Here is a 26,531-nt window from a genome sequence, read left to right on the forward strand (position 1 = left end):
TTAGCTTGGAGCCTTAACACGTTAGCGTTATTGTTAAACCTAGTAACTGTATGAAACCCCTTTGTTTTTTGATGAAGCGAACTTATCGTCTATGACTAAAGAAAAGTACATTCCATTAGATCGTCAATTTTCAATTATTTCAGAAGACCAAGAAGATCTAGAAAATAATGAATCGCTTTTTTCTTTAGGTCATTCAGCGCTAAAAACTTGGGCTGATTTAGAGGGTGAATATCGCTGTGTCATTTTAGCTGAAGCTGGTGCCGGTAAGACGGAGGAATTACGCAGTAGAGCTAAAGCGTTATCGAAACAAGGCAGACTATCTTTTTTTATTCGTATTGAAGATATCGAGCAAGATTTTTATGACGCCTTTGAGGTTGGAACAGAAGATGAATTTAACGCTTGGCTAGCATCGACAGAAGAAGCTTGGTTCTTTTTGGATTCGGTCGATGAAGCAAGGTTAGAAACCCCGAGGGCTCTTGAATTAGCGTTAAAGCAATTCTCTAAAGGTATCAAAAACGGTGCTCATAGAATGCATCTTTATATTTCCAGTCGTCCCTACTCTTGGCGACCAGTAGCGGATCGAGAGTTGCTAAATAGATATTTATTTTTAGCTGCAAAAAAACACGAAGACGACAATACTGAAGATAATCTCACTCAACCTCAAAGTGCTTTGACTGTATACGGAATGAGGCCTTTAGATGAGGAAAGAATTCGCTGTTTCTGTGAAAAAAGGTCAGTGAATGACATTGATGAACTCTTAAGGGAAATTGATAGAGCGAGTATTTGGAGCTTGGCTCAACGGCCTCTTGATTTAGATAGTATTTTATCCAAATGGAGAAAGGATAAAAAACTTGGTAGCCGTCTAGATCTACTAGAACACAGTATAAATGAGCAGTTAAGCGATGAACATAATATAGATAGAGCACAACGTCAGCCGTTAAATTTAGAGCAAGCTCATAAGGGTGCGCAGCGTTTGGCTGCCGCTGTCGTCATGAGCGGCCAATCAAGTATCAATATTCCTGATGCCTCGCCCGACAGATTTGGAATAGACGCACAAGCTGTACTGTCTGATTGGCATCCGCATGATGTGAATGCACTTTTGGAGCGAGGTGTTTTTAGCGATGTTATTTACGGAGCGGTTCGTTTTCGGCATCGTGATATCAGAGCATTGCTCGCAGCAAAATGGTTTGCTCATCTGATGGCTAATGGCGACAGTCGTTTATCTATAGAGCGTTTATTTATTGGTGAACAATATGGCGAGACAATCATTAGGCCAAGACTTCGATCCATTTTGCCTTGGTTAATATTGTGGGATACCAACATCAGAAACACTGTACTAAGTATTGATCCTGAGGTTGCTATTGAAGGTGGAGATCCATCTAAACTGCCTTTACCAGAAAGAAAAACCATTCTTAAAAATATAGTCCACCGTATTGCGCAGGATGAAAACAATAGTACTGGAGGGGATAACAGCGCAATTGCAAAAATTGCTGATGCAGCCCTAACAAAAGATGCTTTACAACTTATCGATCAATACAAAGAAAATGATGATGCCATTTTCTTCCTGGCTCGATTGGTTTGGCAAGGGAAAATGACGGACTGTGTTGCTCCTTTGCTGGAAATAGCTCTTAACCCTATCCGTGGGGGTTATGCTCGATTAACCTCTGCTCGGGCTGTTATAACCTGTGGCACCAATGAACAAATACAATCCTTATGGCAAAGGCTCAATCAAAGCGAGGAAAAAATTCCACGTCGATTGCTAGCAGAGCTAATCGAAGATGCAGCGCCAACCAGTGAGAATATTCAAAATATACTTTTATCAGTTAGCAAATTAAAACTATCTGCCAATGAGAGCTTCGAGGCGAATGGTTTGCGACGAGCACTTCATCAGTTTGTTACGCGAATGCCTATTGCTGCAAACACACAGATTTATCAAACGTTAATACATGGCTTAATCGGTTATCTAAATGATCCGCCGTATATCGAGAAGAGTGAGTGTAAAATTTCGGAAGCTCATTCATGGCTTCTTGGTGTCGCCGTTCATCTTGTGGAACGCCTAATTGAGATAAGGCATTCATTTTCATTTTCCGAAGAAAGTTTATCCATTCTTATGATGCTACCGCTATACAATTCTTATGGTGGAGAACACTTTGATGATTATGAAAGTAACTTAGCCGAACTGATACCGCATTGGAGTGAATTGAATGATCGGCTTTATTGGGCTTGTATTGAACAGGAAAAAATAAAGCTACTTTCAGATCCTAAAAGCGAACCTTTGACTTCAGATTGGCCTATTTCTTGGCAAGGGCATTTTTGGGCATTTAGTACAGTTGAGAGTTTTCAACGATTGCTTTTATTTATCCGTTCTCGTGAATTAGAGAATGATCGATCTATTGCGCTAAGTACCGCCTTTCGTCTTTACACCAAGCTCGATAAACCATCGGATATGCTGACAAAGTTAAAAGCAAGCGTAGAACATAGTGTCACTTTAACTAATAAATTAGATATGTTGATAGACCCTCCAGTTTATGAGTGGGAAAAAAAGCACAAAGAAGAGAATGAAAGGCGCAGGAAAAAAAATGATGTTATACAAGAACAGAAAAAAACGTCCCGTGATGCTTGGATAGCAGATCTAAAAAGTAACCCAGAGCGTTTATGTAACTCTATACACCTATATTTTGGTGAAGTGACGAATGACTTTTGCTGGATACTGGATGAGATTAATAATGAGCGTTTATTAGCAAAACGAAGTAGTGGCTCTAGTTGGACGAAATTAATTCCTGAGTTTGGTTACGAAGTTTCTAGTTCTTATCGCGATGCACTGATGAAACTGTGGAGAGTTTACACCCCGTCATTACAATCAGAAAGTGGAATCAGAAGTAACTCACACCCTTACTCGCTTCTTCTTGCTTTATCTGGTTTAGAAATTGAAACATCTGAACATTCGGAATTTCCATATCACTTAGATGAATCAGAAGTTCTGCATGCATTGCGCTATATCACGTGGGAGATAAATGGTTTTCCTAGTTGGTTTGAGAGTATGTACCGAGCATTTCCTTCATTGGTTTCCAAAGCCGTCACTCAAGAGCTCATTTGGGAGCTAGAAAACGCAGAACTGGATTTGTATAACCGTATATTGAGTTCACTTGTCTTCAATGCTTCTTGGTTACATGAAGATATCGCGGTTAGTCTTTTAGAATGGGTTGAAGCCCATTCAAATACACTTCAAGGAAATAATAGAAGAGATTGTATTCAACTTTTAATTTCTGGGAAAAGTGACCCTAATCGCTTGGCAAGTATTGCAAAGCAAGAAATAGATAAAAGTAACGATTTAGATAGTGTTGCTTGCTGGTTTGCTCTATTGGTTGATTGTGATCCAGTGAATGGCATTCCTAAGCTTGAACAATGGTTAGCAGGATTTAAAAGTGAGTTTGTCGGTAGAGCAGCTCAGGTTTTTGTTACCGCTCTTGTTGGTGAAAGCCATAGATCATTTAGTGTGCCTAACGTAGGTTACTTCAAGACACCAGAGCATCTGAAAAAGCTCTATGTCCTCATGCATAAATATATTCCGTCCAAAGAGGATATAAACCGTGCCGACGGCGGAGTGTATTCTCCAGAGTTGAGAGATGATGCACAAAGCGCTCGGAGCGCATTGTTTTCCCTTCTATGTAATATGACGGGTTTTGCCAGTTATGCAGCTATCAAACAACTGATTGAAGAACACCCCGAGCCTGAGTATCGAAAATGGATGGCTCAACAAGCATATAAAAGAGCAATGGTCGATGGTGATTTAGAGCTCTGGACGGTAGATCAGTTTGGTCAGTTTGATAAAAATCAGACAGTAAAACCTGCAACACATCGCCAACTTTTTGATCATACGGTTAACCGACTAAACGATTTAAAAAATTGGTTAGAGCGAGGTAATGATAGCCCATGGAGAACTTGGAAAAGAGCAGAAGGTGAAACTGAAATGCGAACTTTGATTGCTGGCTGGCTGAACCAAAACAGCCATGGTCAATACACAACGGCCCAAGAATCTGAACTTGCCAATGGTCAACGCATGGATATTTGGCTTCATAATACAAGTGTACAATCTCCGGTTCCAGTTGAGCTAAAGCTATTAGATAAAGCGTGGTCTGGCCCAGATTTATGCGAACGATTAAGGAACCAGCTCGTGGGCGATTATCTTCGAGAGGAAAGTGCTGTGTGTGGTGTCTTTCTATTAGTTTCTCAAGATATAGAACCTACAAAGCGATGGAGTATTGACGGTAAATTAGTCAATTTGAAAGAGCTTTCAGGAGCACTTAAAACCTACTGGCTGAGTATTGCTGAAAACTATCCCGGAGTTCAGGAGATAGAAATAATCATTATTGATTTGTTAGAAAGAGAGCGATTTAGTAATTCATAAGTTGGCTTAACTGTAAAATCAAGTAGAAACAAACTCACGCCGAGCGGTTTTACGCGCTTGCGCGTGGAGCGAGGCGGGAAGTTTGTTTCTAACTTAATTGCAGGAGCGCAAAAAACCGCCACCTAGTTAAGCCAGAGGGCGGTTTATAGGATTTTCGTTGGTCGGTTCGGGCGTTGCTGAAGGCGGGTGTTTAGTTACGAATCAAGTAATCAAACGCACCAAGAGCCGCTGTCGCGCCAGATCCCATGGAGATGATGATCTGTTTGTATGGCGTTGTGGTGACGTCACCAGCCGCAAACACACCTGGAATCGATGTCTCACCGTGAGCGTTGATGACGATTTCGCCTCTATTCGTCAGTTCCAATGTGTCTTTTAGGAACTCGCTGTTTGGCACCAAGCCGATTTGTACAAAGATCCCAGCAACGTCCACAAGGTGAGACTCGTCGGTTAAGCGATCAGTGTATTTCAGGCCGATAACTCGTTGACCATCGCCAAGGACTTCTGTTGTCATGGCATTTTTAATGATGGTAACGTTTGGCAAAGAGTTGGCTTTTTTCACCAATACATCGTCTGCACGTAACGTATCGCCAAATTCAAGAACGGTAACGTGTTCTACAATTCCCGCCAAATCAATAGCGGCTTCGATGCCCGAGTTACCACCGCCAATGACGGCTGTTTTCTTGCCTTTGAACAATGGGCCGTCACAGTGTGGGCAGTACGCCACGCCTTTATTACGGTATTCTTGTTCGCCAGGTACGTTCATCTCTCTCCAGCGTGCGCCAGTGGCTAAGATGACAGATTTACTTTTCAGTACAGCACCATTTTCTAGTTCAATTTCGACGAATTCTTTCTTCTCAAGGCGAACCGCTTTTTGCGTTTTCATCAGTTCAACATCGTAATCTAGTACGTGTTGCTCAAGGCCAGCGACCAATTTCGGGCCTTCGGTGGCTTTTACAGAGATGAAGTTTTCAATCGCCATGGTGTCAGATACTTGTCCGCCAAAGCGCTCAGCCACGACGCCAGTTCGAATGCCTTTACGAGCTGAGTAAATCGCCGCTGCGGCACCCGCTGGGCCACCACCAACGACAAGGACATCGTATGGGGCTTTCTCGGATAACTCCGCCGCTTGTTTGTCTGCTGCGCCAGTATCGACTTTGTTTAAAATCTCATCCAGGGTCATTCGGCCTTGGCCAAAATGATCACCATTTAGGAAGACAGATGGCACGGCCATGATGTTGCGTTCATTCACTTCGTCTTGGAACAAAGAGCCATCGATCATGGTCGCTGTAATGTTAGGGTTTAATACCGCCATTAAGTTAACGGCTTGCACAACGTCTGGACAGTTGTGGCAAGAGAGGGAAATGTACACCTCAAAGTTGAGTTTTTGATCCAAGCCTTTGATTTGCTCAAGAGTCGCTTGTGCGGCTTTGGATGGGTGGCCGCCAGCTTGTAATAGAGCCAATACGAGAGACGTAAACTCGTGGCCCATTGGAATGCCAGCAAAACGTACACGTGCTGCTTCGCCTTTTGGCGCGATGGCCATTTGCGGTGCACGGCCTTGTGAATTCGCATCCACCGTTAGGGTGATTTTGTCGCTTTTTAGCTCGGTAATTTCGCGAGCCAATTCAAGTAATTCTTCGGATTTCGCTGAACCGTTTGTGGACACAGTAATTTCAATCGGATTAACGATATTTTGCAGGTATGTGCCCAACTGCTGTTTTAAGTTTGCTTCTAACATGATGATAAAACCTGTTTGATTGAGTAATGTACTGTGCGTTAAGAGTAAAAGGGGTCAGGCCCCTTTAGACGAAAGTCATCTAAAGGGATTCCTCAATGTGTTATTAAGGGATCTGACCCCTTTATGGGTCTAGACAGTTGTCAGCTTAGATTTTGCCAACTAGGTCTAGTGAAGGAGTCAGTGTTTCTTCGCCTTCTTTCCATTTTGCTGGGCAAACTTCACCTGGGTGAGCGGCTACGTATTGTGCAGCTTTTACTTTGCGAAGTAGGTCTTGAGCGTCACGGCCAATACCTTCAGCAGTGATTTCCATTGCTTGGATAGTGCCTTCTGGATCGATCAAGAAAGTCGCGCGGTCTGCAAGACCTTGGCCTTCACGCATTACGCCGAAGTTGTTTGTGATGTTGCCTGTTTGATCGCCAACCATGTAGTACTGGATTTTGCCGATTGTGTCAGAACTTGCGTGCCATGCTTTGTGAGTGAAGTGAGTGTCTGTAGAAACAGAGAATACTTCCACGCCGCGAGATTGAAGTTCAGCGTAGTTGTCTGCAACATCGCCAAGTTCAGTTGGGCAAACAAAAGTGAAGTCAGCTGGGTAGAAGAAGAATACAGCCCATTTACCTAGTACGTCTTTTTCAGAAATTTCAACGAATTCGCCATTTTTGAAAGCCGTTGCATTGAATGGTTTGATTTGCGTGTTGATCATTGTGTTTCTCCTAATGTGTGTTTGAGTGCGTTACCAACAGGACTCATATTAGGGAAACGAAGATGATTAATAAAATTGTTAATAACTAAAATCCTAATTGATAAAAGCTATTTGTTCTGTGGAAGTTTGGGAGGAACAAAAAAGATAGGTAACGAAGGTGGGCAAGCTCTTAGAGCGGGAGGGGGAAGTGCTGACTATTCTTCGTCAGGATAGGCAGCACGGATTTCTTCAATTTTAGGTATGACGGTATGAAGTAATTTAATTAAAGAAGCATCAAAATGCAGGCCTGCGTTTTCGTCCATATAGTTTAACGCTTCTTCAAGTGTCCAGGCTGCTTTATATGGGCGTTTAGAAAGCAGTGCATCTAACACATCGGCAATGGCAACGATGCGACCTTCGATAGGAATCTCTTCGCCCTTTAGTCCATATGGGTAACCTGAGCCATCCCATTTTTCATGATGGGTGAGCGCAATGACTTTCGCCATATTTAACATTGGATCATCATCACAATCGCCTAAGATCTTGGCTCCGAAAATAGTGTGCTGCTGCATGGTGTCCCATTCATCATGATCCAATTTTCCTGGTTTTAGGAGGATGGAGTCTGCAATGCCAATTTTTCCAACATCATGCATGGGAGCAGCATTAAATACCATTTCTACCCAATCTGGGTTGCCACCATAGGCTTCTGCGAGGAATTTAGAGTAATGGCTCATACGAATAACGTGTGCGCCAGTTTCATTGTCTTTGTACTCTACAGCTCGCCCAAGGTGCTGAATAATGCGTAGGCGGTTCTGTTCCAGTGACAGTGTGCGTTCTTTGACTTTCTTTTGCAGTTGGCGGTTTTGATTGTAGAGCGCGATATGTGTGCGAACACGCGCTTTTACTCTCGGAGGGCTGATCGGTTTGGTGATGTAATCAACGGCGCCAAGTGCAAAGCCTTGCTCTTCATCGCAAGGATTGGCTTTGGCGGTAACAAATAAAACAGGAATGTCAGAGGTGATTGGGTTGGCTTTTAGTTGACGACAAACTTCGTAGCCATCCATTTCTGGCATCATCACATCCAATAAAATCATTTCTGGCTTAGGTGAGCTTTGTTGAGCAATTTTTAGTGCTTTTTTGCCATTTGTGGCGATTTTAAGGTCGTATTCGTTGCGCAAAGTCGCCGCCAGTACGTCAATATTTTCTGGCGTATCGTCCACAATCAGAATGAGTGGCTTATGTTGTTCCTGTGTAAGCATGAAAGTAACCGCCGCTATGATATTGATTTATATAGTTCACTCATTTTTTGGCATTAAGTCTTTTAGCTTAGTCAAGGCCGACTCAAAGTCATAACGAGTGATGGACTGGCGAATGCTATGGAGAACATCAATGTTTTCATTACCTTCAGTGATGCTTTCAAGTTCTGCTGCAACAATATCCGCATCCAGTCTATCGTTCAATAAATGATCGTACAGCTTATTGAGCAATGCTTGATAGTAGTCTGATGAAACTTTTTGTCGTTTTTTTGTTGCCAAGGGTGCTTCGCTTGTCAGGTGTTCTTGTCGATCTTTATGGTTTTGAATAGGTAGCAGAATACGTTCCAACTCTTCTGCCAGTTGGTTGAGCGCCGATGTGAATTGTGCTTCGGATTGCTGGCAGGCGTTTTCTAATTCGGCAGCCTTGTGCATTAAGTCGGTCATTCCAATATTGCCAGCATTGCCCTTCAATGTGTGTAACATACGTAGGGCGTCTTCTTTGTCTTCTTTTTGATACAGCTCGCTAAATTGTTTAACAAATGAAGATTGCGACTCATAAAAACGCAACAGTAAGCGCCAGAAAAAGTGGATGTCATATTGTGTGATCGCAAGCCCAATGGCTAGATCAATGCCCACTAGTTTTTCTAAATCACGTTGCTCCTCAAGGGTGAGGGACTGCTGATAGAGCGTTGGTTTGGATGAAGAGTGTTGGGTGAGGGGTTGTTTCGGTTTTATCCATTTCGTTAATGTTTCAAACATCGCGTTGACTTGAATAGGCTTGGATATATGGTCATTCATGCCACTTTCAATCACTTTTTCTTTGTCTCCTGCGAGCGCATTAGCGGTCATGGAGATGATAGGCAAATCGCGATACTTGGCATCTTGGCGAATGATTCTAGTCGCGGTGTAACCGTCCATAACAGGCATTTGGCAATCCATCAAAATACCGTCGTAGGTATTTTCTTTGAGTTTGTCGATTGCCTCCTGACCATTTTGAGCCGTGTCGACGATAAGACCATTAGTAGAAAGCAGTTCTTGAGCCAGTTCCAAATTTAGCAGGTTATCTTCGACCAATAATATGTGAGCACCGACGAGGGATCGCGTATTCGTCTGCGGAAGCAGAGTGTGTTTTATTGGGGTTGCGTATTCCAAGTGCGAGGCTTGAATGATGGCATCAAATAACGAAGAGGGTGTGACAGGCTTGGTTAAAAAACCAGAAATGTCGATGTCCATACTGGCTCGTCGTGCTTCGTCTAATCCATAAGCGGTGACCATTAAAATGGTTGGGAAATCTTTTTTGCCTTGATGTTGGTTAAGGAGCGCTCGGCAGGTTTCAACACCGTCCATGTCGGGCATCTTCCAATCAACCAATACTAATGAGAACGGGTCGCTGGTTTGATTTTCTGCAATCAAGCTCAAGGCTTCTTTGCCACTGCTGGCGGTGGAGGCTCTTAAGCCAAAGTTTTCAATGATATGATGTAAAATATCCCGTGATGTGCTGTTGTCATCAACAATCAGTACTCGGTGTGAAAGCGGTAAATTAGGTAACTTTTGGGATACATCCTTGCTCTGTTTAAAGGCCAAGGTGAAGTGAAAGGTACTGCCTTCATTTACTTTGCTTTCTACCCAAATATTACCATTCATTAAGTCGATGATTTTTTTCGAAATAGCGAGCCCTAGGCCTGTTCCACCAAATTTGCGGGTGGTCGATGAATCCGCTTGAGAAAAAGATTGGAATAGTCTGGTCTGCTCTTCTACTGAGATGCCTATGCCTGTGTCTTTGACACTAAAGTGCAACTCAATCTGATCACCTTTTTGTTTGAAACGATGAACAGAAATGATGATTTCACCTTGCTCCGTGAATTTAATGGCATTGTTACCTAGATTGAGTAGGACTTGCCTGAGTCGCAAAGGGTCGCCTATTAAATTGTGTGGCACATTGGGGGAAATATCGAACAATAGCTCGATGGATTTTTCCTCGGCTTTTAATGCCAGTATGTTTGCAGCATCGCCAAATACAGTATTGATATTGAAGTCTATTTGTTCGATGGTGAGCATGCCGGCCTCGACTTTAGAAAAGTCGAGAATGTCATTGATGATGCCAAGTAACGACTCAGCAGAATAGCTGACCTTTTCAATATAACTGCGTTGTTTCTTATTCAAGTCGGTTAATAAGGCAAGATGAGACATGCCAATGATGGCGTTCATTGGAGTGCGAATTTCATGGCTCATATTGGCGAGAAAGTCGCTTTTTGCTCGGTTTGCTTGCTCGGCAGCGTCTTTTGCAATCTCTAGTTCATTGGTACGATTTTTAACTTCGATTTCCAGTTGTTCTTGGTGGGCTTTGAGCTCATTTTCTGCCTGTTTACGCTGACGAATATTATGCCAAGTACAGAGCGTGGCTGGCTGATTGGCAATCACAATGCTGGCCATGGTAATTTCGGCGATTAGTGGTTGTCCGGTAGCATCAGATAACAGCCACTCAAAGCGATGATAACCTTCTTGTTCTACTCGTCTTAGAACGTTTTCAAGAGCGCTGGAGGATTGATAACCATTGGCTTGGGTGGCTGGGCTGAGTTCCTCCATGGTTTTTTGTTTGATGTCTCGCTCATGGGTGAAGCCCATTTGTTCAACGGCCGCTTTGTTACATTCTACAACCTCATGCCCCGACAGGATCCACACTGGATCAGGAGACAATTCGAACATAGAGCGGAAGCGGTTCTCGCTGTCGACCAAATCTGCCAGTTGTTTTTTCACTTTACGAGACACAATCCAAGATAAAATCAGCAACGCGAAAACACCCATCAGTGCTTTTGAGGACATGCGTTTTGTGAAATCATCAAGACGTGTTTCTACTTCGTAGTTGGTTTTTTTCGACTGAACTTGAACGCGTTCACCAATGGAGTCCAACATCCTTGGTAAGTCTTGAAATGCACTATAAAAGCGTTTGTCTAAGCGGGCTCGGTCATTTTCAATTTGCAGTTGGTCGATACGCATCTGATATAAACTCAAGCCGGAAGGAACAATGATGTCCCTTTGTTGGTTTACATAATAGCGATCACCAAATATCTCTTTAGCCAGATCTTGCGTGAGCGTTTTTAATTTCTCTGAGGTAAGACTGAAATCTTTTTCTAATAAAATGGGGAGGCGGTTTAGGCTTTCTAATATCGGTTTTACGCCATTGTCTTTGATGTCTCTTAGGTTGTCTATGTCGGCCTCAGTGAGCATAAAGTTAATGAGTACTCTCAAGTCAGAAAGGCTTATGAGAATTTGATGTATTTGCGAGTTGAGACGCATATTACTGAAATCGCTGTACTCTTGTGCGAGCTTGGCTTTTTGTTCGTCGACGCTGTTGTTGTAACGGTATAGAATAGCTGCGCCACTAAGATGAATTTTCCCTTCCACATCGTTAAGTAAATCGCGCATTTCTTGTAATGTTGCTAGGGTGTCTTCTTTATAGTTATCGTTAGGGTAACTCTTTTCAAACGTGCTGCGTTGTTGGCTCCAGATTTGAATATCGATTGTGAGCTGTAATATTTGGTTGAGACTTCTATTTAGTGCCGAAGACAGAAAGCTAAATTCAGTATCTTTTTTACCTGCTTTTTCTAATGATTTTATGGCGGCATCTATTCGGTCTATTTGTTCTGCTGGTGGATAAACTGCAGCATAGTCTTCTTGCAGTACTTGGCGTAGTCGATATTGATGAGCGGGTAAAAGCTCTCGTAGTTCGGATGATGCAAACAGTAGTTCGTCTTGGGATGTTCTTGCGTCGTTGTAAGTGACTTTTAATTCGGCTAGCGCCGTTGAAAGCATGATAGAAAAAGCGATTGTCATGGTTAGTGCCACAAGAGTAAGCAGCCAGACTAAGGACCGGATACTGGATTTAGGCATTTTAATCGACACTTTCATTCCGTATGACACCTTCGCTAATTGATATAGTCTAGATAGAGTTTTGGTGCAGTGCTAAAAGGGATGGAAACCAGCTGTCCTACTTTTAACTGCGTTAACCATACGGAGTGGCTTGCTTGATGCTCTTGGGGCGAGAGGGTAAGCGGTACGCCAAGACCGATATCGAATCTCCCTAATGACTCAAGGGCATCAATGATTTGCTCACGGCTGGTTGGTAATTCATTGGTAAATGGTTTGGTGAAAACCCGAGCCGCGATATAACCTTCAAAGCTTAGTGCATTTAGTTTAGTCTGCGGAGAATATTTAGCCATATCTTGACGAAAATCGGCCGCCACAGGCAGTGTTTGGTCTCTGAATGACGGTACTACTTGGGTAATCAGAATTCGGGCTGGTATATCCTGTAATTGTTCTACAAATAATCGATTCCCCATAAAGGAGAGGCCGACGAATAATGGATCTAGGCCGTACTCTCTGGTTAGTCGAATGAATTTTGCGCTGGGACCAGCACTGCTAAACATAAAAATAACCTTGGGGGTTGGAGTGCGGGTAAGCAAGTCTGCAACGGCGTGTTCTACTGCCAGGGTGTTGTGTGAATATTCCATTTGCAACAGGTTGTTTTTTGAACCTATATTGTGCTTTTTAATCAGCTTGTTAAGGTACTTTCGTCCCGTACTACCAAACATGTCTTGTTGATTAAAGAAGGCAATGTCATTTTGCGTTAACTTAAGCTCGTTCGCTAAGGCATCAAAAATGGCAGTTAACTCTTCCTCATAGCTCGCTCTATAGTTAATGATGTAACGGTCGGGCGTGGAGGGACGAATAACCGAAGAGCCGGTGACAGGGGCAAATAAAAGCGTTTTATTTTCTAGTGCAATGGGCGCACTGACTGCGATGGTTGGCGTCCCGATATTGCCAAATAATACATCAACGAAACTATCTTTTAGTAAGGTTCTTACATTGGATCCCACTTGGCTAGGCTCGTAGGCATCATCCATGGACATGAGCTGAATCGTATGGCCCGTTTCGCTGTGGAATCGAGAAAAAGCAGCGCGTGCGCCCGCACTAAAGTCTTCTCCCATTGAGGCATTATCACCCGAGAAAGCACCGCTCATTCCCACTTTGATAATCTGTGCAGCTTGACTTGTGCTTGCAAAGCTCAGGTTGGCGAGAATGAACATAAAAGAAAAAACGACGAGGCGCGACAAAACCATGGGTTTTAAGTACTCCGTAGAATGACATTTTACGACCGAAAATAAGCCTAGAATAAGAGCTTGCGACCTTAAATAGATTGTAGAGTGTTTTCTAGCAAAGATGGGAAGAATTTAGAGTGGAATTGTCTTAATTTGTTACCAGAGTGCAGCGTAACGTAATATAACGCTCATCAATAGAAGGTAGGGTTTTCTAATTGATGAACGTCATATTGTTGGAGGTTAGCGCCACTGAGCAAGGCGAGCCATTTGTAAAAGACGTTCTTTTTCTGCTTGATCGACCGTGATTGGGGTGAACTGAATAATATCCCCTGGCTTTTGCTGAGCTAGAATGCTACCGCCAATACGTGTTACGCAGCCTATTTTTGGGTAGCCACCTATGGTTTGCCTGTCTTGCAGTAAGACAATAGGTTGGCCATCTTTTGGCACTTGAATCGCACCATAAGCAATCCCTTCAGAAATAATACCTTTCAACTCGCTGTGGATTTTCTGTCCTTCTAAGCGATACCCCATGCGGTCTGAGTTTGACGACACGGTGTAATCGCTAGAGAAAAAATTTGCCCGATCTAAAGAAGAAAAGGACTGATACTGATAACCCAGAATGACCGGAATTTCTTTGTTGCTATAATTCGGAATAGCCAAGCGTGGTACGGATCTTTTCTCATAATCAGAGCTGGCTTGATAGGCCAACAGATCGCCTTTTTGGAGTTTGTCTCCCTTGCCTGTTAAGCCGCCAATCTTTTCGCGTACGACAGTAGCAACACTGCCCAATGTTGGCTCACACTGAAAGCCCCCTTTCACCGCAAGATAGGCTCGTAATCCCCAGACGGGTTGCTGAAAGGCCAATACATCGCCTTTTTTAATGGCGTAGGTTTGCCAAGGCGAGATGCTTTTATTGTTCAGCGTCGCCCCAAGATCCGCCCCTGTGATGGCAATCGAGGTGTCTGCTTGCGCTTCTAACGCGAACATCCCAAAGGTGATCTCAATTTGAGGGCTATTGTCGTGGTTATCGAGTAAGGCATTGCCCCAACGGAAAGCGACTTCGTCCATGGGACCGCCTGTCGTCAGGCCAATCGACTGATGACCATGGCGACCTAGGTCTTGGATTAATGCCAATAAGCCAGGTTTGATTACTTTAAAAGCCATCGAGCTGACCTCCTTGCACTAAAAATTCATCGCGAGAAATAGGCTCGAATCGTACTGAGTCTCCCATGGCGATAAGAGCAAGGTTTTTACTGCCCCAATCGATCAAATTGACAGGCGTACGACCAATAATTTGCCAACCGCCTGGCGTGACGCTGGGGTAAACCGCCGTTTGATTTTCTGCCAGTGCCACACTGCCAATAGGTACTTTTAAGCGAGGAGTGGTTTTTCTGGGAACGTGCAATTCATCTGGAGTATTGCCTAAAAAAGCAAACCCAGGTGTAAAGCCAATAGCATAAGCGCGATATGTTGTTTCACTGTGGCGCTTAATAACGTCGTCGATACTTAATTGACAGTGTTTGGCCACATCGTCGATATCTGGTCCCACTTCCTTGCCGTAATAAACGGGAATCACCACTTCGCGCTGATCTGTGACAGAAAAATCATTAGGGTCAATCACTTCTATGGTCTGACGAATGGTCTTGAAAATAGCAAAGCGATCATAATGATCGTCATCGAACACCACTAAAATCGTGGTATAAGATGGTACTAAATCGACAATACCTTCCAGCTTTGCCAAATGTTGGGTGACTTGGGTAATGTAATTAGATGTCGCTTCGCTGATTACCTGGCTAAATGTTAATAAGCAGGCCTGATTACTGACCATGTCTATACTTGGAAAATCTTCACGGCTCATGATTTATTTCACAGTTGTTTAGTTGCTTTAGAAAGCTTTAATCGGTCAACCAGACTTCGAATACGCGTCACAGCATCCAGCGCATGAGCGCCATCGCCATGCACACAGATGGTATCTGCATGGATGGCCAGTTGTTTGCCTGAGGCAGTCGTTAATGTGCCTGTTTCACATAATTGCTCGACTTGCTTTTCGATTAAATCAAAGCTTGTGTGAACCGCATTGGGTTCTTTGCGTGGCATGAGTCGACCTTCGTCTGTGTACAAACGATCGGAGAACGCTTCAAACCAAACACTCAAGCCGTATTTCTTCGCCATCTTCTTGATTTCTGGGGCTTCTGGTACCGCCATAACCATCAGCGGCAATGTAGCGTCTAGTTCGCTCACGGCCTGCATCACCGTATCCAAAACAGAGAAGTCTGCCATCATGGTGTTGTACAAAGCACCATGGGGTTTGACGTAATCCACTTGGGCGTTTTGGCTTTCACAGATACCTTTAAGAGCGCCAATTTGGTATTGAATCAAGGCTTTTAATTCAGCAGGGGCGATGTCCATATTGCGACGTCCAAAACCGACTAAGTCTGGGTAGGCTGGATGGGCACCTATGGTCACATTGTGCTGTTTCGCTAAGGCAACCGTCTTTGCCATGGTCAATGGATCGGAAGCATGGAAGCCGCAAGCGATGTTTGCCTGATCAACAAACGGCATGATTTGATCGTCTAAACCCATTTTCCAAGCACCGAATGCTTCGCCCATATCACAATTTAATTTCATTTTTTATTCCTTAAGCTTGTTTACTGCTAAGCGCTTAGTTTTGAGACATGGTTGTTGGTAAGTAAGTCACAATTTCAGGAAACATACTGATCAACAAAATGGCTACGCCAATAAGTAAAAAGAACGGCAAAGCGGCTTTTGCGACATACAAAATGTTCTTCCCTGTTAGGGCTTGAATAACAAAGAGATTGAAGCCAACAGGCGGGGTGATCTGCGACATCTCCACCACCAACACGATGAAAACGCCAAACCACAATAGGTCAATATTCGCGGCTTGCACCATAGGTAAAATGACCGCAACGGTCAGTACCACCACTGAAATGCCATCTAAGAAGCAACCTAATACCACGAATAAAACCGTTAGATATAAGATCAACTCCATTGGCGACAAGGACATGCCTGAGATCCATAACGCCAAGGCTTTAGGAATACCCAAGAAGCCCATCGCTAGCGTCAAAAAATGCGCGCCAACGAGGATGAAACCGATCATACAAGAGCTTTTTACAGCGCCCAATAAACTGTCCATAAAACTATGGCGGCTTAAGGACCCCGTCAGCGCGGCCAGCACTAAAGCACCGGCTACACCGATGGCAGCCGCTTCGGTTGGGGTGGTAATACCACCGTAAATGGAACCCAATACGAAACCGATTAAACCGACCACGGGTAAAAGCTTGCGCAAGCCTTTGATACGAGCAGACCAGCTGGTTTCATGGCCGGTTGTTTTTGGCAATTCGTCTTTGTGTAGGTGTCCCCAAATCATGGTGAACCCCATAAACAAGGACACGAGCAATAAACCGGGTAAAGCGCCAGCAATAAACAAGCGTGCGATAGACACTTCGGCCGCCACGCCGTACACAATCAAAATAATCGAAGGTGGAATTAATAGGCCTAAAGTGCCCGAGCCCGCCAATGTGCCAATGGCCATGCGGTCGCTGTAGCCTTGCTTGCGAAGCTCTGGCAATGTCATACGTCCGATGGTCGCAGCGGTGGCTGCTGAAGACCCTGATACCGCGGCAAAAATGCCACAGCTGAGAATATTCACATGCAGCAATTTGCCTGGAACGCCCCCTAACCAAGGAGAGAGGCCTTTGAATAAATCTTCTGATAAGCGAGTGCGAAACAGGACTTCACCCATCCAAATAAACAGCGGCAATGCGGTGAGTGACCACGCCGTACTGGCACCCCAGCTAGACGTCGCGAAAAGCAAATCTACCTGGTAGTTTTCAGACAGAATTAACCCCAGACCACCCACCGCGATCAGAGTAAAAGATACCCAAACCCCTAAAGATAATAGGGCGATTAAGGCAAACGCGAGTAGGATAGAAATCCACATCATATCCATTAGATTTCCTCCAAAGACAACGCGTCTTCTTGTTCACTGTAAGTGGTTTTTTGACCACGTAATAAGCTAACTAAAGCGTCTAAAATGGCCAGATTCAGTGCGATCACACCAATGGCAACGGGCAATTGAGGGATCCACAGTGGAACTGGAATATAGCCGTAGGAGACTTCTTCATAAATATAGGATTCATAGACCATATAACCGCAGGCGTAAGACAAATAACACAATAGCGCGAAGGATAAGATCAGGATGATCCCTTCTTGTATCTTACGAGGTACTGGCGAAAATCGTTGTATTAGCAGGGTGACACGAATATGACCGCCTTCGCGAAAGGTATAGGCCAGGCCAAGAAAGGTTGATGCCGCCAGAGCGTAGCCTGCAAAATCTTCTGCAGAAGGGACAATAAAACCGAATAAACGACCGACGATTTGTGCTAATAAAAGCGAGGTAATAATAACAATACACAAACCGGACAACAGGCCAGAGCAGAGGTAAAGTTTTTCTTTTAATTGGCTCATAGTGTTCACTTTTCTGAAGAGCAATTAGAGACCCCCTCCCAGCCTCCCCCTTAGCAGGGGGAGGGTTAGGGAGGAGCACTTATTATCTCTCCTCTTATTTTCAAGGGGAGAGATAATGTGGGGGTCGTTATAGAGACTTAGTTTTGGTAACGAGTTAGGATTTCTCCAATCTCTTGTGGCGCTTCCGCTTTCCACTCTTCTGTCATCGTTTTACCAATGGCTTTTAGCTCTTCAACTAACTGAGGAGATGGGTCAGAAACCGTCATACCATTTTCAAGTAGGGTTGCCTTGTCTTTCGCTGCACGTGCTGCTATTTGAGTCCAACCCGCTGCTTCCGCGTTTTTCGCTGCGTCTAGTACCACTTGTTGAGTCGCTTTATCTAAACGACGGAATGCGCGCTTGTTGACCACAACAATGTTTTTTGGGATCCATGCTTTGACATCTGTGTAGTTATTCACGTAATCCCAAGCTTGGCTGTCCACACCGGTAGATGGAGAGGTGATCATGGCTTGAATAATACCAGTACTAAATGCTTGTGGAATGTCTGGGGTTTGAATCGTCATTGGCGTGGTGTCCATCAAATCAGCAAGACGAGATTGCGTTGGGCTGTAGGCTCGCATTTTCTGACCTTGCAAATCAGCCAAGCTGTTTACAGGCTCTTTGCTATAAAGGCTTTGCGCTGGCCATGCCACAGTGTAAAGCAACATCATGCCGTCTTTATCAAGTTCTTTAGCAATGGATGGTTTAGCGGCTTCCCACAATTTTTTAGCATCTTCAAAAGACGTTGCTAAGAACGGAATATTATCGTGTTTGTAAATGGGGTTTTCATTACCCAAAATGCCCAAGAACATTTCGCCCATTTGAACCTGACCTGACTTCACAGAACGAGGAATCTCTGTATGTTTTACTAAAGAGCCACCAGAGTGAACAGTAATTTCAAGGTCGCTATTGTCTTTGATTTCTTTCGCGAATGTATAAGCGATTTGTGTTTGCAAATTACCATCACCGTAAGGCGTTGGCATATGCCATTTTTCAGCAAAACTGGCTGTAGAGGTCAGACCGCCAAGAGCGATGCCGCTAACAATTAATGCATTGGATAACTTTGACATAGTAATCGTTCCTATTTTAAATGTTGTTGTGTGGTTCTTATTATTCAGGGTGAGGTAGGTTCTACCTTCGTTGTGCAGATCTAGAGCTTTTGAAATGAGCTAAAGAACAGCAAAGTCTGTATCTAGAATGTCCGTAACCAGCATTTTTCCTGGTGAATGGGTAATGCAAATGGGTGGTTTAGCGTTACGAATGGCCACCTGAGGTGTGACGCCACAAGCCCAAAACACTGGCACCTCTCCGTCTTTCACACTGACTGCATCGCCGTAATCTGGTTTATTTAAGTCTGTAATGCCAATCTCTTGTGGCGAGCCAAAATGTATTGGCGCACCGTGAGCCTTTGGAAAACGTGTGGTTATTTGAATCGCTCGGATCGCATCTTTTGGTACATAAGGGCGCATGGTGACGACCGTGTTGCCAAAGAAACGGCCCGCAGGTACGGTGGCAATATTGGTTTCAAACATAGAGACATTCACGTCTTCTTCAATGTTTCTTGGTGTGAGTCCTGCTTGAGATAGCGCGTGCTCAAAAGAAAAAGAACAACCCAAGACAAACGCCACCATGTCGCTTTGCCACAAATCTTCGATATCGGAACGGTTCTCGACTTTTTCACCATCTCGATACACATAGTATTCTGGAATATCGTGGCGCATATCTATGTCATGACCAAGTTGTGGCATTGTAAAATCACCCACTTCGGACACGCCAATTAAAGGGCAGGACACTGGGTTCTTTTGACAGTAAAGCAAAAAATCACTTGCCCAATCCGCAGGTAAAATAACCACATTACCTTGCATTGCCCCCTGTACTAAACCGCTTGTAGGGCCAGTGTGCGCTTTACTACGAATTGCTTGACGCAATTCATAAGTGCTTTGCAGTAGTGGTGACTGAGCTGGTTTCATGGAGGCTTCCTTATTCTTGCCACAATCTATAGACCAAGAGTAGATCTTGCCTACCTTAAAAGTCTAATCATGTTTTTTGGGTGATTTGATAAAAAAGTTTTATCAAAGGGTTGGTGATGTTCATTATACCTTTGACGGAGTGAGCCAAGGAGGGTAGTTTTTCAAAGCAATGAATAGCCAATAGTGAGCGAAGGTATGATGCAATCAAATTCATCGACTTTGGCTTGGCAGGACCGAAATTTGACTGCCAAGTGGAAGAGCGCTGTAGATATTATTAATGCAAGAGGGCAAGCGGTTTTCACTGAGTTATTTGATTATGTTGAGCCTCAGTCAGGGCCATTGAATGGGGCGATTATCTCGATCAAGGACCTATTTCAAGTACAGGGCTATAAAACTCAAGCAGGCTCGGTGTTTATTCATCCACAGATTGCAGAGCAAGATGCAGCAGCGGTTAACAATTTAAGACTGGCTGGTGCAAGTTTTTTGGGTCACACCAATATGACTGAATTGGCGTATTCGGGATTAGGCTTAAACCCTCATTACGGCACGCCAGATAATCCGATGAACGCTGGCCGCATTACGGGCGGATCAACCAGTGGTGGTGCAGCGTCGGTTGCTCTGGGGGTGGCGGATGCGGCGCTTGGTACGGATACTGGCGGCTCTTTGCGTATTCCTGCTGCGTTTTGCGGTTTGACTGGGTTCAAACCGTCGCAACAGAGTGTATCAAGAGAAGGTTGTTTACCTTTGTCAGAGTCACTTGATTCTATTGGTCCAATAGCTAAAACAGTAGAGGAATGTGAACTGTTATGGCATGTACTGTCTGGAACAAAGCCTGCATCTGGTGGCGATAAGAATACTGACAATCAGCAAATACGTCTTGTCGTACCCAGCAATTTTGGTATGAACGATTTAGATGAGCAGGTTGAGCATGGGTTTGACGAAATACTGGCTCGCCTTGAGGCGGAAGGTGTGGCGATTGAGCGGCGCTTTGTCGAGGCATTGGAAGAGTATAAAAACCTACCGGTTTGGCAGTTTTCGGCTTTTGAAAGTCAGGCGTTTTATAGTCAACACTATGAACTAGACCACGTGGACATTGATCCGCGAGTGGCTTCTCGTATTGCCCGTGCAAACACGATTAGTGTTGCCGATTTTGAGCAGACGAAAGCGGCTAGAAAGGCTTTTATTACGCGGATGTCAGAAGAAGAGCCAAATACGGTTTTCTTGCTGCCGACCGTTGCGGTTGTCGCGCCTAAGTTGTCCGATTTAGAGCAAGACGCCGAGTACGACCGTTTAAACTTACTGTGTTTGCGTAATACCTCGCTCGCCAATGTACTGAATGGTTGCAGTATTTCTCTGCCTTTTTGCTTTCAACAAGAACCTATGGGGCTGATGTTGACGGCGGCTGAAGGCAGGGATCAGTTGATTTTAGATCTGGCAAAAAAGGTAGAGCTTATTGTTAAAAGCTAAGCGCTTTTTCAGTTATGAGTCCTTTGGAAAATGCTGCTGCTTGTTGTAGTCCTCTGCTGCCATCACGGCAATATTGGTAGCGACTTCTGCGAGCGGATTAAAAGGCTCATCAGAATAAGAGGCAGTGAAGGTCAGTGGGTTCGGAGTCCAAACGGCTCTGATTTTTCGCAGACTTCCTGCTTCTAATTCTTTTTTAATCATGATGTTTGGCAAGGTGGAGATGCCAACAGCATCAATGGCTAAACTGCGACATGCCGCCAATGAGGTGGAAGCAAAAAAATGTGCTGGTGGTCCATCAAGCTCGCGGAATTTTTGATTGATTTCGATATAAGGCTTGGTGGCTCGTGCGTAGGTAATGATTGGCCATTTGGCGAGCTCTTCTAAATACAATAATCGATTTGGTAGATTTAAATTTGGACTGGCGACCCAAGAAAGATCAAACGTACAAAGCTCTCGGTTGACAATATTTGGCTCTGAAATCGGCCCCATCAATAACCCTAAATCCAATGATCTGTCTTGTATGCCATTGGCCAAATTACTGGTGATGTCGACGGTCATTTCTACATCAAGGTTGGGCATGTCTTTGTTGAGTCGTGAAAGGAAATCCGGTAGCCAAGTATTTACTATGGTTTCTGATACGCCCAAGCGTAGCACTCCAGAATAAGCGGTAGACAGCCCAGCGCGTTTTTTTAGCTGCTCAGTCTGATAAAGAATTTTTTCCACATAAGGGAGTAATTCTTTGCCTTTTGAGGTCAGCATAATGGGGCTGGAACCGCCGTCTCGTTCGAACAATTTGACGCCTAGCTCTTCTTCCAATCCTGATATGCGGGCTGAAATCGCCGGTTGCGTGGTATGGAGGCGTTCGGCGGCTTTACGGAAGCTTCCTAAAGAGGCAACCCAAACAAAAGTTTCAAGACGTTTGTAGTTCACGTTAGTGCGACCTCTAGTGTAATAAACAGATAAAAAAGTAAGGATTGTCCAAAAGGGTATAAGGCTAACCAGATTTCAGCAATCTTTTCGTTAAGTCTTACTCGGAGTAATAGGAGCGGCACAAAGCTTGCGGTATGCTGTGAACAATTTTAAAGGATCATTTCAGACATGAACAAATTGATTAAGTTATTGCTTAAAGGGCTGGCGGCGGTTTTACCCATTGGTATAACCGTATCTTTAATTTATTGGTTGTTGGCGACGGGGGAAGCAATTGCTCAGCCGCTGTTACTGCTATTGATTCCTGAATCGCTTTATTTTCCTGGGCTAGGTCTGATCGCGAGCTTGTCCATGCTGGTGGTGACTGGCTTCTTGGTGAATTTATACGGCTTCCGCTATTTGGTTAAAATTAGCCAGAATATTTTCGAGCGTATTCCGTTAGTGAAGTCCATTTATGGTGCGATTAAAGACATGATGATGGTCTTCAATTTGGCTGAGAAAAAGGAGATGAAAAGCGTTGTGTCCATTGAATGGAATGGCGCGCAAGTGATTGGTTTTATTACTGGTGAACAAACCGGACAGCAACTTTTTGGTGAGCAAGATCTTGTCGGTGTGTACGTACCGTTAAGTTATCAAATTGGCGGTATGACGCTGTATATTTCCCGTGACCGCTTAACGGTATTGGATATTGGGGTAGAAGAAGCCATGCGTCTTGCCTTAACCGCTGGGGTACAGAGCAAACAACCTGAAGTATAATGCGAGTTTTTCTATAGAAAGCATTGGGCCTTGAGTCAATATTCTTTATCATGCGCCTCTTTTTTGTAACTCTTTGAAGTGATGTTGGTAAATATGCAAGACGCGTTGCAAACGCAGAAAACAGTCGTTGTTGTTGGCGCTGGCCCTGCGGGTCTGATGGCAGCAGAAGGTATTTGTGCAGCAGGTCATCAAGTGCATGTTTACGATGCTAAACCCAGTGCGTGCCGCAAGTTTTTGTTGGCCGGTGTTGGTGGCATGAACATTACCCATTCCGAAGCGTATCCAGAATTTATTCAGCGTTATTACGATAAAGCCGAATGGCTTGATACCTCGATCCGCCAGTTTAATGCGGATGCGTTGTGTGAATGGATTCATGATCTAGGCATAGAAACATTTGTTGGTACATCAGGTCGTGTCTTTCCTAAAGACATGAAAGCCGCTCCGTTATTACGCAACTGGTTAAAGCGCTTACGGGATGCCGGTGTGCAGTTTCATATGCGTCATAAAATGACGAACTTGTCGGCCAATGAAGTCGTGTTTGATCATGTTGGTGAACAAGTTACGGCAAAGGCCGATGCGATTGTGTTGGCGATGGGCGGTGCAAGTTGGCCAAAGCTAGGTTCTGATGGTGCTTGGTTCTCTGTATTGACGGATAAAGGGGTCGATGTTGCTCCTCTTCAAAGCGCCAACTGTGGCTTTTACAGTGAATGGAGTGAACACTTAAAAACTAAGTTCGCTGGCAGCCCTTTAAAAGACGTGGCGTTTTCTTTTACCTTAGAAAATGGACAAGTTGTCACAAAAAAGGGCGAATGCATTGTCACTCAAGATGGTATGGAGGGCAGTCTAATTTATGCTTTTTCTAAATACCTACGTGATGGCATTAACGAGTCAGGCCAGTCGTCTTTGTTGATGGACTTCCTACCGTTACAAAGTGAAGAACAAGTCATTAAAAAGCTGCGAAACATCAAACCAAAAGAATCTTTTAGTAAATATCTGAAACGCACTCTAGGTATATCTGGCGTGAAAGCTGTGCTGCTGCATGAGGCATTTTCTAAAGAAGACTTTCAAACCCCAGAAAGCTTAGCTCGATGCTTAAAAGCTGTGCCTGTTAGTTTTTATAAAACTAAGCCAATAGAAGAAGTGATTTCGAGTGCGGGTGGTGTGTGTGAAAGCAGTGTCAATGAAGCGCTCATGCTTAACGCTATGCCCGGTGTTTTCTGTGCTGGCGAGATGTTGGATTGGGAAGCGCCAACGGGTGGCTATTTGTTAACAGCGTGTTTTGCAACAGGTCATTTGGTTGCGAAAGGCGTGGATGATTTTCTTAGTAGAGCTTGAAATATAAAAGCCTTAGATTGAATAAACAAAAATCGCCCAATGTTGCCATTGGGCGATTTTTTTCTTTCTATCTTGGTCGTACTGCACATCCGTGTGCGAGAATGATTTGGTTAGCTTAACGAGTTATTCGTTAGACCCTTGAGACGCTGGTTGATTCGGCATTCCGAAGTTGTACTGTACGCCAACAGACGTCACGTTATCCAAATGGTTATCTTCCACATCTTTCACAAGACGGAAGTCGGCACGTAGATCGACATCGCTGTTAATCGCGTATTTCACACCACCACCTGCGTTAACCAGTAGGTTGGTTGAATCGCCATCAACATCTGTCATACCAACACCTGCGGCAACATAAGGTGTCAGGTTGACTGTCGTAAACTCAGGAAGGCTGTAAAGGCCATCGACACGGTATTGATCTAGGTCGTTATTGCGTCCGCGTTTATTGGCATCTGAATGAAGATAAACCGCTTCTAGAGCCAGTGGACTGTTGGTTTGATAACCAACACCAATAGAGTAAGACGTATCATCGCCAGCTTGTCTGTCGCCGTCTGCGTTGTAGTGACCTATGCTTGGTGTAACGGTAAAGCCGGGTTTTGGTGTTTCTGCATATGCCATGGTAGCGAGTGATGAAGCTATTAGGACACCGCTAAAAAGAGTACGTTTTTTAAATGAAGTAGACATATTATTTCTCCTAATGAACATAATGTTTTGTTGTTCGCTATCTAGATTACGCTGATTTTCCCCCCTGAAAACCCCACCTAAAATGCGCAAAAAATAGGACGTGAACAGCGACTGCCTAATCATGACGTAAGCTTTACTTAAGTGGTTATATTCCAGCAGTTGGGTGGTTAAAATGTGTTCGAAAGGGTGTAGGAAATGCGCCGCTTATTACATTAAGTTTTCACTTAAAAAGTGCCAAAAAGTAATTGTGACCTGACTATGAAGAAGCGCGTCACAAAGTATCAAATAAGCAAAAAAAAGCGCCCAATACTCAGTATTGGGCGCAATGTGACCATTAGCTGATAATCGTTGCTAGGCGATTAGGCTTCGCTGGTGGAGATAATCGCAACAATGCGGCGGTTGGCTTCACGGTGCTCTTCACTGTCATTTTCGACAAAAGGTCTTTCCTCACCATAACCGATGGCCTCGACACGAGACTCGTCAACCTGAAAGGTGTTGATTAGCACATCAGCAACGGACTGAGCGCGCTTTTCTGAAACGGTTTGGTTGTAACTTGCTGCACCTGTGTCGTCCGTATGTCCTTCGATAATCACTGTGCTACCAGGATTGTCTTTAAGGAATACTGCGATTTTTTCTATATCTGGATAAAACTTCTGCTCAACAGTGGTTTCATTAAGACCAAATTGAATGTTTATTTTTTCCGGCGGTAGCGTTTCTACAACGGGTTGTTGAGTTGACTCACCGGCCATTGGTGCCTCAGTTGCTGGTTCTGCTTGAACCATTTCTTCTGGCTGCTCTGCCATTTCGTCTGTTACGGGTTCTTCCTCGGTTGGCTCAACTTGAGCTTGCTGTACGGGCTCCGTTTGAGTGTAAGTTTGCTGGACGGGCGTGTTGTAACTGTCGTCGCTAGAGGAAGATTGCTTGGATGGACCGCCAAATGTCATCTGCACACCCAAAGAGGTCACATTATCTAGGTGATGGTCTTCAACATCGTTTACTAAACGAAAGTCTGCTCGTACTGATACCGTATCGTTGACGGCGTACTTTAAACCACCACCGGCGTTAACTTGGACATTGTCGTGGCCTGAATCGTTACTAAAGTCTGTGGTGCCCACACCGGCAGCTAGATAAGGGGTGAGATCTACATTGTTTAGGGTTGGCAAATGATAGAGACCGTCTAAACGGTATTGATCTACATCGACATCATTGCCTGCCTGTTTACTGTCGGCGTTTAGGTAAACAAATTCTACAGCCCATGGGTTGTTAAATTGATACCCCAAACCTAATGAATAAGCTTTGTCATCCTTAATATCTCGGTCGCTATCCATGTTGTAGTAGCCAATGCTTGGCGTAATTGTGAACCCTTCTTGTTGTTGCGCAAGCGCCAATGTGGACAGTGAGGACGCTGCAATAATACTGCTGAGAAGCGTGCGTTTTGCGATGTTAAAAGACATGTTTTTATCTCCTGATAAATAGCTATGTTGGTTGTTCTTTTTCCAGAATAACGCGTTTATCAGTACTTAAAAATTGACAGAAAAATGACCTGAACCCCTTGTGTAATCTGCTATTGCGCAATCATGACTCGGTGTTTACTTAACAGGCATTTTCAACACGCATGGCGTATCGAAATGGCGTTTAAAAGCGCAGAAAAGGAGATATTCATTACACGAGATTTTCACTTCAGC

19 protein-coding genes are annotated in these 26,531 nt (G+C 44.2%); 4 read left to right on the forward strand and 15 right to left on the reverse strand.

Going from position 1 to position 26,531, the window contains the following annotated elements; genetic code table 11:
• Nucleotides 1-91: 91 nt before the first annotated feature.
• Nucleotides 92-4,408: an NACHT domain-containing protein gene (locus DFP75_RS08560; RefSeq protein ID WP_146219953.1), complete on the forward strand. Its 4,317-nt coding sequence runs from the start codon at nt 92-94 to the stop codon at nt 4,406-4,408.
• Nucleotides 4,409-4,598: 190 nt separating this feature from the next.
• Here DFP75_RS08560 and ahpF read toward each other — a convergent pair whose 3' ends face one another.
• From ahpF to DFP75_RS08620, 12 genes are all read right to left on the reverse strand, one after another.
• On the reverse strand, nt 4,599-6,146 hold the full coding sequence (ahpF, locus tag DFP75_RS08565) for an alkyl hydroperoxide reductase subunit F (RefSeq protein ID WP_110574614.1): 1,548 nt from the start codon (nt 6,144-6,146) through the stop codon (nt 4,599-4,601).
• 145 nt (nt 6,147-6,291) lie between these two features.
• A complete protein-coding gene (gene ahpC, locus DFP75_RS08570) occupies nt 6,292-6,849 on the reverse strand; it encodes an alkyl hydroperoxide reductase subunit C (protein ID WP_110574617.1) in 558 nt (185 codons plus the stop codon).
• Between the two features lie 194 nt (nt 6,850-7,043).
• Nucleotides 7,044-8,087, reverse strand: coding sequence for a response regulator (locus tag DFP75_RS08575; protein WP_110574619.1), 1,044 nt, complete (start codon nt 8,085-8,087; stop codon nt 7,044-7,046).
• Nucleotides 8,088-8,123: 36 nt separating this feature from the next.
• On the reverse strand, nt 8,124-11,993 hold the full coding sequence (locus DFP75_RS08580) for a response regulator (protein ID WP_110574621.1): 3,870 nt from the start codon (nt 11,991-11,993) through the stop codon (nt 8,124-8,126).
• 17 nt (nt 11,994-12,010) lie between these two features.
• Complete coding sequence (locus DFP75_RS08585) at nt 12,011-13,204, reverse strand: ABC transporter substrate-binding protein (protein WP_110574623.1); 1,194 nt, start codon at nt 13,202-13,204, stop codon at nt 12,011-12,013.
• Between the two features lie 219 nt (nt 13,205-13,423).
• Entirely contained in the window at nt 13,424-14,347 is a 924-nt protein-coding gene (locus DFP75_RS08590; RefSeq protein ID WP_110574626.1) for a 5-oxoprolinase subunit C family protein, read from the reverse strand.
• Nucleotides 14,337-15,041, reverse strand: a complete 705-nt coding sequence (pxpB, locus tag DFP75_RS08595; protein ID WP_110574628.1) for a 5-oxoprolinase subunit PxpB — start codon at nt 15,039-15,041, stop codon at nt 14,337-14,339. Before pxpB ends, DFP75_RS08590 begins: the two co-directional genes overlap by 11 nt.
• Nucleotides 15,042-15,049: 8 nt before the next feature.
• A complete protein-coding gene (locus DFP75_RS08600; protein WP_110574630.1) occupies nt 15,050-15,811 on the reverse strand; it encodes a 5-oxoprolinase subunit PxpA in 762 nt (253 codons plus the stop codon).
• A gap of 34 nt (nt 15,812-15,845) precedes the next feature.
• Nucleotides 15,846-17,153: a TRAP transporter large permease gene (locus tag DFP75_RS08605; RefSeq protein ID WP_110574632.1), complete on the reverse strand. Its 1,308-nt coding sequence runs from the start codon at nt 17,151-17,153 to the stop codon at nt 15,846-15,848.
• Nucleotides 17,153-17,671 (reverse strand): TRAP transporter small permease, encoded by a 519-nt coding sequence (locus DFP75_RS08610; RefSeq protein ID WP_110574634.1) that lies wholly within the window; start codon nt 17,669-17,671, stop codon nt 17,153-17,155. The genes DFP75_RS08605 and DFP75_RS08610 overlap by 1 nt, the downstream gene beginning before the upstream one ends.
• A 137-nt stretch (nt 17,672-17,808) precedes the next feature.
• The gene (locus DFP75_RS08615; protein WP_110574636.1) at nt 17,809-18,780 is read right to left on the reverse strand and encodes a TRAP transporter substrate-binding protein; all 972 of its coding nucleotides are present in this window, start codon (nt 18,778-18,780) and stop codon (nt 17,809-17,811) included.
• Between the two features lie 99 nt (nt 18,781-18,879).
• Nucleotides 18,880-19,680, reverse strand: a complete 801-nt coding sequence (locus tag DFP75_RS08620; protein ID WP_110574638.1) for a putative hydro-lyase — start codon at nt 19,678-19,680, stop codon at nt 18,880-18,882.
• A gap of 195 nt (nt 19,681-19,875) precedes the next feature.
• Here DFP75_RS08620 and DFP75_RS08625 point away from each other — a divergent pair, with 195 nt between their 5' ends.
• Nucleotides 19,876-21,147: an amidase family protein gene (locus tag DFP75_RS08625; RefSeq protein WP_220032629.1), complete on the forward strand. Its 1,272-nt coding sequence runs from the start codon at nt 19,876-19,878 to the stop codon at nt 21,145-21,147.
• Between the two features lie 12 nt (nt 21,148-21,159).
• Here DFP75_RS08625 and DFP75_RS08630 read toward each other — a convergent pair whose 3' ends face one another.
• Entirely contained in the window at nt 21,160-22,077 is a 918-nt protein-coding gene (locus DFP75_RS08630) for a LysR family transcriptional regulator (RefSeq protein WP_110574641.1), read from the reverse strand.
• A 168-nt stretch (nt 22,078-22,245) separates the two neighbouring features.
• Between DFP75_RS08630 and DFP75_RS08635 the strand changes: the two genes are divergently transcribed.
• Both DFP75_RS08635 and DFP75_RS08640 read left to right on the forward strand, forming a co-directional pair.
• The gene (locus DFP75_RS08635) at nt 22,246-22,830 is read left to right on the forward strand and encodes a DUF502 domain-containing protein (protein WP_110574643.1); all 585 of its coding nucleotides are present in this window, start codon (nt 22,246-22,248) and stop codon (nt 22,828-22,830) included.
• Nucleotides 22,831-22,923: 93 nt separating this feature from the next.
• Nucleotides 22,924-24,165 carry a TIGR03862 family flavoprotein gene (locus DFP75_RS08640; protein ID WP_110574645.1) on the forward strand — a complete coding sequence of 414 codons (1,242 nt, stop codon included), beginning with the start codon at nt 22,924-22,926 and terminating at the stop codon, nt 24,163-24,165.
• A 123-nt stretch (nt 24,166-24,288) separates the two neighbouring features.
• Here the strand turns inward: DFP75_RS08640 and DFP75_RS08645 are convergent, their stop codons facing one another.
• Both DFP75_RS08645 and DFP75_RS08650 read right to left on the reverse strand, forming a co-directional pair.
• A complete protein-coding gene (locus DFP75_RS08645) occupies nt 24,289-24,846 on the reverse strand; it encodes a porin family protein (RefSeq protein ID WP_110574647.1) in 558 nt (185 codons plus the stop codon).
• A 359-nt stretch (nt 24,847-25,205) separates the two neighbouring features.
• Nucleotides 25,206-26,300 carry an OmpA family protein gene (locus tag DFP75_RS08650; protein ID WP_110574649.1) on the reverse strand — a complete coding sequence of 365 codons (1,095 nt, stop codon included), beginning with the start codon at nt 26,298-26,300 and terminating at the stop codon, nt 25,206-25,208.
• Between the last annotated feature and the right edge of the window lie 231 nt (nt 26,301-26,531).

Source organism: Marinomonas alcarazii, from assembly GCF_003208215.1.
Classification (GTDB): Bacteria; Pseudomonadota; Gammaproteobacteria; order Pseudomonadales; family Marinomonadaceae; genus Marinomonas; species Marinomonas alcarazii.

Bases quoted from the DNA above. Each gene is read 5' to 3' on its own strand.
- DFP75_RS08650 (WP_110574649.1), bottom strand. From the start codon at position 26,300: ATGTCTTTTAACATCGCAAAACGCACGCTTCTCAGCAGTATTATTGCA.
- DFP75_RS08615 (WP_110574636.1), bottom strand. From the start codon at position 18,780: ATGTCAAAGTTATCCAATGCATTAATTGTTAGCGGCATCGCTCTTGGC.
- ahpC (WP_110574617.1), bottom strand. From the start codon at position 6,849: ATGATCAACACGCAAATCAAACCATTCAATGCAACGGCTTTCAAAAAT.
- DFP75_RS08640 (WP_110574645.1), top strand. From the start codon at position 22,924: ATGCAAGACGCGTTGCAAACGCAGAAAACAGTCGTTGTTGTTGGCGCT.
- DFP75_RS08635 (WP_110574643.1), top strand. From the start codon at position 22,246: ATGAACAAATTGATTAAGTTATTGCTTAAAGGGCTGGCGGCGGTTTTA.
- DFP75_RS08620 (WP_110574638.1), bottom strand. From the start codon at position 19,680: ATGAAACCAGCTCAGTCACCACTACTGCAAAGCACTTATGAATTGCGT.
- DFP75_RS08600 (WP_110574630.1), bottom strand. From the start codon at position 15,811: ATGAAATTAAATTGTGATATGGGCGAAGCATTCGGTGCTTGGAAAATG.
- DFP75_RS08560 (WP_146219953.1), top strand. From the start codon at position 92: ATGACTAAAGAAAAGTACATTCCATTAGATCGTCAATTTTCAATTATT.
- DFP75_RS08575 (WP_110574619.1), bottom strand. From the start codon at position 8,087: ATGCTTACACAGGAACAACATAAGCCACTCATTCTGATTGTGGACGAT.
- DFP75_RS08580 (WP_110574621.1), bottom strand. From the start codon at position 11,993: ATGAAAGTGTCGATTAAAATGCCTAAATCCAGTATCCGGTCCTTAGTC.
- DFP75_RS08610 (WP_110574634.1), bottom strand. From the start codon at position 17,671: ATGAGCCAATTAAAAGAAAAACTTTACCTCTGCTCTGGCCTGTTGTCC.
- DFP75_RS08585 (WP_110574623.1), bottom strand. From the start codon at position 13,204: ATGGTTTTGTCGCGCCTCGTCGTTTTTTCTTTTATGTTCATTCTCGCC.
- ahpF (WP_110574614.1), bottom strand. From the start codon at position 6,146: ATGTTAGAAGCAAACTTAAAACAGCAGTTGGGCACATACCTGCAAAAT.
- DFP75_RS08605 (WP_110574632.1), bottom strand. From the start codon at position 17,153: ATGGATATGATGTGGATTTCTATCCTACTCGCGTTTGCCTTAATCGCC.
- pxpB (WP_110574628.1), bottom strand. From the start codon at position 15,041: ATGAGCCGTGAAGATTTTCCAAGTATAGACATGGTCAGTAATCAGGCC.
- DFP75_RS08625 (WP_220032629.1), top strand. From the start codon at position 19,876: ATGATGCAATCAAATTCATCGACTTTGGCTTGGCAGGACCGAAATTTG.
- DFP75_RS08645 (WP_110574647.1), bottom strand. From the start codon at position 24,846: ATGTCTACTTCATTTAAAAAACGTACTCTTTTTAGCGGTGTCCTAATA.
- DFP75_RS08590 (WP_110574626.1), bottom strand. From the start codon at position 14,347: ATGGCTTTTAAAGTAATCAAACCTGGCTTATTGGCATTAATCCAAGAC.